Raw genomic sequence first — 384 nt, forward strand, 5'->3', positions numbered from 1 at the left:
GCGGCGGCCTGGCCAAGATGTCGCTCGCTCGCGCGATCCGGATCGCGGGGGTCGCGCTGCTCAGTCTGATGGTGGTGAGCGGTGGCAGCGGGATTGCCGCCGCCTGGTTACAGTCGGCCGCGTTGGAGCGGCAAAACGAGGCGGGTGCGCTGCTTGCCAATCATGAACTGGCTGACATGATGCACGACGCGATCCGCAGCGACGTCCTCGCCGCGTTCGAATCGACCACGCCCCATAGCGGCATCAAGATGGACGATGTCGTGAAGGACTTTGACGAACATCTGAAAGCGCTGCGCGACGGGATCGCCGCCGACGGCAGTTACACCGGCTCCGCCGACGTTGCGGCCGTCACGACCAAATTGGTCGCGCCGATGGAGGCTTATG

At 65.1% G+C, this 384-nt stretch carries 1 protein-coding gene; it reads left to right on the forward strand.

Annotated elements, in window-relative coordinates:
- Nucleotides 1-384 (forward strand): hypothetical protein (locus ASV53_RS24850; RefSeq protein WP_205049255.1); only part of this gene is annotated, 384 nt, incomplete at both ends.

Source organism: Photobacterium sanguinicancri (genome assembly GCF_002265265.1).
In the GTDB taxonomy this organism is placed as follows: Bacteria; Pseudomonadota; Gammaproteobacteria; order Enterobacterales; family Vibrionaceae; genus Photobacterium; species Photobacterium sanguinicancri.